At 70.3% G+C, this 5,605-nt stretch carries 7 protein-coding genes; 3 read left to right on the forward strand and 4 right to left on the reverse strand.

The annotated features are described in order from the left end of the window. Both Q8M88_RS05955 and Q8M88_RS05960 read right to left on the reverse strand, forming a co-directional pair. The coding region (locus tag Q8M88_RS05955) for a methyltransferase domain-containing protein (protein ID WP_305595366.1) at positions 1–836 on the reverse strand (836 nt) is incomplete at its 3' end. Positions 837–936: 100 nt separating this feature from the next. Then, positions 937–1,515 (reverse strand): hypothetical protein, encoded by a 579-nt coding sequence (locus tag Q8M88_RS05960; protein ID WP_305595367.1) that lies wholly within the window; start codon positions 1,513–1,515, stop codon positions 937–939. 135 nt (positions 1,516–1,650) lie between these two features. Here Q8M88_RS05960 and Q8M88_RS05965 point away from each other — a divergent pair, with 135 nt between their 5' ends. Further along, positions 1,651–1,860: a KTSC domain-containing protein gene (locus tag Q8M88_RS05965; RefSeq protein ID WP_305595369.1), complete on the forward strand. Its 210-nt coding sequence runs from the start codon at positions 1,651–1,653 to the stop codon at positions 1,858–1,860. Between the two features lie 73 nt (positions 1,861–1,933). On the opposite strand, the gene Q8M88_RS05970 is transcribed toward Q8M88_RS05965, so the two are convergent. After that, positions 1,934–2,479, reverse strand: coding sequence for a hypothetical protein (locus tag Q8M88_RS05970; RefSeq protein WP_305595371.1), 546 nt, complete (start codon positions 2,477–2,479; stop codon positions 1,934–1,936). A 117-nt stretch (positions 2,480–2,596) separates the two neighbouring features. On the opposite strand from Q8M88_RS05970, the gene coaBC reads away from it, so the two are divergent. Beyond that, the gene (gene coaBC, locus Q8M88_RS05975; RefSeq protein ID WP_305595373.1) at positions 2,597–3,790 is read left to right on the forward strand and encodes a bifunctional phosphopantothenoylcysteine decarboxylase/phosphopantothenate--cysteine ligase CoaBC; all 1,194 of its coding nucleotides are present in this window, start codon (positions 2,597–2,599) and stop codon (positions 3,788–3,790) included. Continuing rightward, a complete protein-coding gene (dut, locus tag Q8M88_RS05980) occupies positions 3,787–4,242 on the forward strand; it encodes a dUTP diphosphatase (RefSeq protein WP_305595375.1) in 456 nt (151 codons plus the stop codon). The genes coaBC and dut overlap by 4 nt, the downstream gene beginning before the upstream one ends. Before the next feature lie 280 nt (positions 4,243–4,522). On the opposite strand, the gene Q8M88_RS05985 is transcribed toward dut, so the two are convergent. Then, positions 4,523–5,605: amidase family protein (locus Q8M88_RS05985; protein WP_305595377.1), on the reverse strand; the 1,083-nt coding region annotated here is incomplete at its 5' end.

Genomic DNA, 5,605 nt, shown 5'->3' on the forward strand with positions numbered 1-5,605 from the left:
ATTTCGGGATCGCCCGATTCGCGCGGCCACAGTGTCTCGCGGCTTGCGACAAAGGCGGCCCGCTGCGCCTCAGGCGCACTGTCGGGCAGGCGGCGCAGCGCCACGAAGAACTCGTGCGAGCCCTCAGGGGTCGGGATCACCGAGGCGATCTCGAACGGCAGCACGCCCAGGCGGCTGCCGAGATCGAGCGCGTCGACGAAGCTGGAGGGCGTGAACACCCAGCAATGGGTGTCAATGTATTCGCCGTTCTCCTGGGTGCGGCGGCACAGCTCCATGAGTTCACGCGCGTCGTGGGTCGGCGGCAGGTCGGCGGGCGAGGCGCCGCCGCGAACCGCCTCCGACCCCAGGTCGCGAAAGCCGTAGAAGTGGTCGAAGATCTGCCGCGCCTCCGGCCGGCGCAGGCCGCGCACATAGGCGTCGACCAGCTCGGAATCGCCACTGGTGCGGCGCAGGACATCGAAGGTGAAGCGCTTGTCGGGCACCACGAAAGAGGCGATCCCGCCGTCGGCCAGCACCGAGGCGATCTCACCTAGCCAGCCGAACAGGTCCGGCACATGCTCGATGACGTGACTGGCGACCAGGTAGTCGTAGATCCGCTGGCGTCCGACGCACTCGAACAGGGTCTGCGAGCCCCAGACGTGATCGACGTCGACGATCTGGTCGACGTCCACCTCGTCGTTGATCGCGTACCAGCGGCGCAGCTCCTCGGTGGGCGCGCGGTCGATGTATTCGACGGCGCCCATGTCGCGGGTGATCACCGGCCGGTTGAGCGCGCCGATCTCCAGGCCGCGCCCGTGGGCCAGGTCGATCATGGCCAGGATCTTGGCGCGGTCCATCGCGGCTCCAACGGATGACGGAACCGCTAGGTAGCTGACGCGGGCCGCCGCCGGCAACCGTCGTCGCGCGACACGCGGCCGGCGTCAGGCTGTCGCGCGCCTAGGGCGCGGGGCGCACCACGCGGGGGCCGAGGTTGTCGATCACCGCGCGGGCGTCGAAGGCGTTGGGGTCGGCTGCGGGCTTCTGCCCGCGGTGGGTGACCACCTCGGCGCTGGCCTCGAAGCGTTCGACGGTGCGAACGTCCACCCGGTCGGCCCAGAACGGATCGCCGAAATAGGGATTCCAGCTCCGCCAGCCGTAGCCCGCGCCATAGTAGCGCCAGGACGGCCGCCAGTAGCCGAAGCTCGGACCATACCAGGGCCGATAGAACGGATCCGGCTCCACATAGGTCTGGCGATTGGTCTCGGTGTCGCGCTGGACGATGGCGAACCAGTCGTCGCCCTGTTGCAGCGTCAGCTCGGCGGCGCGAAACAGCAGGTAGCCCTCGACGGTCTCGCGAGAGGTCAGGCTGTTGCCGGAGAAGTTGACCCGCCAGCGGTTGGGCTCGATGCGGACTTCGGAATAGCCGCCCGAGGCCGCCTGGCCCGGGACGTTCGGTTGATAGGGCGTCGGCGTGGCGCAAGCCGCCAGTCCAGCGGCGAGTACGAGCGCGGCGGCGATGACGCTTGGTCGTGCCATGTCAGATCGAGCCTCCAGAGCGTCCCTCGACGTTCATATAGGGCACAACACCGGCTTACGCTTGTGGTTGCGGAACCGCAGGCGCCGTTTCGGACTCTGCGGTGATCAGCAAGCTGCGGGGAAGGCGCGTGCGCCATGCAGGTGGACTCCGACGCGATCTCAGAGATCACCTACGACCCCAGGCGGGCGCGCCTGTTCGTGCGCTTCCGCAGCGGCGAGGCCTATGCCTACCGCGATGTGCCGGCAGGCGTGCATGAGGCCTTCATGGCCGCTGAGTCTAAGGGCCGCTTCTTCCAGGACGAGGTTCGCGACCGCTATGGGTTCGAGCGGTTGAGGCGACGGTAGGGGGCGGTCATCATTTCCAACGCCGATAGTCAGCTTGGTTGCCGGCTTTCGCCGGGATGAGCGGAATTGGAGCCTACCCCTCGTCGCCGCCGGCGCCGTTGCGGGCGGCGGTCTGGCGGCGGGATTCGCGGGTCTTCTGTTCTTCCCAGTAGGCCTTGCCGTCGTCGGGCTTGAACATGGTGCGCGGCGCGCCCTCGCGGTTGGCGACGGCGAAGACGTTGGCCTTGGGGTCGTAGAGCAGGGTGTCGCCATTGGCCCGGGTCAGCGTCAGCACGCCGGCGGGCGGGCGGTCGATGAAGGCGTGGGCCTTGCGGGCGAAGTCGTCAACGCTGCTGGCGCCGAACGCCTGGCCGTTGCGATCGAAGGCGCGCTGGGCGTTCTCCTCGGCGCTGTATCGGCGGCTGGAGGACCAGATCGGCTTGCCGGCCAACTGGCGCACCGGCTGGGCGCGGGCGTCGTCCGAGGGCGTGTCCGATGGGCCGTTCGGCGTGGAGGCGAAGGCCTGCGGCGACTGGGCCGGGCGCTGGGCCACCGCCGAGGGGCCGTTGTCGCAGGCCTGGAGCCCAAGCAGGGCGCCGATCGTAAGCGCGCCCACGAGCGCAGTTCTGGCGTCAAACATCGCTGAATTCCCGTTTCGATGGTCAAGCTGGAACAAATAAAGAACAATCAGCCAGGTTTGTCCAGAGCCTCCGCATGGCTTAAACGGGACGCCCGATCGGGCGGAGGGCGACAGGCCTTGGACGGCAAGCGGATTCTCCTCATCGTCGGCGGCGGGATCGCCGCCTACAAGGCGCTGGAACTCACCCGGCTGCTGCGCAAGGAAGGCTGCGCCGTGCGGCCGATCCTCACCCGCGCGGGCGCGCAGTTCGTCACCCCGCTGTCGCTGTCGGCGCTGTCGGAGGACAAGGTCCATGGCGAGTTGTTCTCGCTGACCGACGAAGCCGAGATGGGCCATATCGAGCTGTCGCGTTCGGCCGACCTGGTGGTGGTCGCGCCGGCCACCGCAGACCTGATGGCCAAGGCGGCGCATGGCCTGGCCGATGACCTCGCCTCCACCACGCTGCTGGCCACCGACAAGCGGGTGCTGATGGCCCCGGCGATGAACGTGCGGATGTGGGAACATCCGGCGACCCAGCGAAACCTGGCGACCCTGCGCGCCGACGGCGTGCTGTTCGTCGGTCCCGATCCGGGCGCCATGGCCTGCGGCGAGTTCGGGATGGGCCGGCTGGCGGAGCCTACGGCGATCCTGGAGGCGATCCGAGCCGCGCTGGCGGGCGACGACCAACCGTTGAGAGGGCGCCGGGCGATCGTCACCGCTGGGCCGACCATCGAGCCGATCGATCCGGTGCGACTGCTGACCAACCGATCCAGCGGCAAGCAGGGCTACGCCATCGCCGCGGAGTTGGCGGCGCTGGGCTGCGAGGTGACCCTGGTGTCCGGCCCCACGGCCCTGCCGGCGCCCGCGGGCGTGCGGCGGGTCGACGTGGAGACCGCGCGCGAGATGCTGGCGGCCTGCGAGGCGGCGTTGCCGGCCGATATCGCCGTCTGCGTCGCTGCGGTCGCCGACTGGCGGCCGGAGACCACAGGGACGCTGAAGCTTAAGAAGGGCGAGGCCGCGGTGGCGCCGACCCTGGCCCTGGTGGAGAACCCCGACATCCTGGCTACGCTGTCGAGGGGCGAGCGGCGGCCGCGGCTGGTCGTCGGTTTCGCCGCCGAGACCAACGACGTCGAGGCGCACGCGCGCGCCAAGTTGGGCCGCAAGGGCTGCGACTGGATCGTCGCCAACGACGTCAGCGTCGCTGGCACCATGGGCGGCGACGAGAACGCCGTGGCGATCGTCTCCTCCCAGGGCGTGGAGCGTTGGGAGCGCACCGCCAAGTCCGCCGTGGCCCGGAAGCTGGCCCGACGCATCGCCAAGGAACTCAGTTGAGCCCGACCGTCCCGATCCGCCGCCTGGAGCACAACCTCGACCTGCCGCTGCCGGCCTATGAGAGCGCCGATGCTGCCGGCATGGACCTGCGCGCCGCCGTGCCGCAGGACCAGCCGCTGGTGCTGGCGCCCGGCGCACGCATCGCCGTGCCGACCGGCCTCGCGTTTGCGTTGCCCAGGGGCTTCGAGGCGCAGGTGCGGCCGAGGTCCGGCCTGGCGGCTAAGGCCGGCGTCACCTGCCTGAACACGCCGGGCACCATCGACGCCGACTATCGCGGCGAGGTGAAGGTGATCCTGATCAACCTCGGAGCCGAGGATTTCACCATCCGGCGGGGGGACCGCATCGCCCAGATGATCATCGCGCCGGTGGTGCAGGCCGCCTGGACCGAAGTGGACAGCCTGGACGAAACCGCACGAGGGGCCGGCGGCTTCGGCTCCACCGGCGCGCGTTAGACACCCCGTCCATATTCCGAACGTCATCCTCGGGCTTGTCGCGAGGATCCGTGAACAGCGCGGTTCGCGGATTTTTCACCGTGGCCTCGCCCCCTCCGTCTTTCGCCAGCGGCGAAAGCCACCTCCCCCGCTTCGCAGGGGAGGAGCGAGGCGATCTGCTCCTCACCCGTGAAACGGGGGAGGTGGCGCGCCCGAAGGGCGTGACGGAGGGGGCGTCTGGGCGCGCGACGACCCGGCGGATGTCCGGTGTTCATCGGGGTGAGCGGGCGTCGGATGCGCCTCAATCTTCAGGCGGCGCGACGAAGCCGCCGATGTTCTCGTCGATGGCTTGGGCGACCGCCAGAGTGCGGGCGTCGCCGCCGCGCGGGCCGATGATCTGGGCGCCGATCGGAAGGCCCTGCGCCGTCAGGCCGGCCGGGACCGCAGTCGCCGGCAGCCCGAGAGCGGTGGCTAGCGCGATCCAGGCCGAGAGGCTGCGATAGGCGATGACCGCGCCGTCCGTGCCGGTCAGCCGCCGCGCGGCCGGCGGTCGCAGATCGTGCGGGAAGGCGGGCAGAGGCGTCAAGGGGGTTAGGATCACGTCGAAGCGGGTGAAGACCGCGTCCATCTGGTGGCGCATGCGGGCGCGAACGGCGTCGGCCTCCAGCCATTCGTGATGGCGCGCCGTGAAGCCCAGCACCGGCGTCGTCCAGGAGTTGGGCCCGTCCTTGGCGAACCTGGCGAAGATGCGCTGGCGTTCGAACCGCCGCATTCGCGCTGGAGGGAGATCCTGGCCCAGCAGCGCGTAGAGCAGCAGCAGATAGGAGCGCAGCAGGGACTCAGGGTCCACGGGCGCGCTGATCGCCTCGACGGTCGCGCCGGCCGCCGTCAGCGCCGCGGCGAGGCGTTCGAGCACCGCCCGCGCCTGGGGGTCGAGCGGGAAATCGGGCGCGTCCAGCCACAGGCCGATGCGGGTCTCGGCAAGGTCGGCGGGCGGCGCGCGCGGGGCCAGCGGGCCGTCCTCCATCACCGACAGCAGCAGGCGCAGGTCGCGGGCCGAACGCGCCATCGGGCCGATGACGTTGAGGTCGCGCTCCGACCATGCGCCCGGACGGGGCGGCACGTGGCCGTGCTGGCTGACCATCCCCCACGTGGGCTTGTGGGCGAACACCCCGCAGAACGACGCCGGGACGCGCAGCGAGCCGCCGATGTCGGAACCGATCTCCAGCGCGGTGACGCGGGCGGCCAGCGCCGCCGCCGCGCCGCCGGACGAGCCGCCGGGCGTGCGCGATGCGTCCCACGGGTTGCTGGTGGTTCCATAGAGCTTGTTGGTGGTCTGCCAGTCGCCGGCCATCACCGGGGTGTTGGTCTTGCCCCAGATCAC

The organism is Phenylobacterium sp. (assembly GCF_030693805.1).
GTDB lineage: Bacteria > Pseudomonadota > Alphaproteobacteria > Caulobacterales > Caulobacteraceae > Phenylobacterium.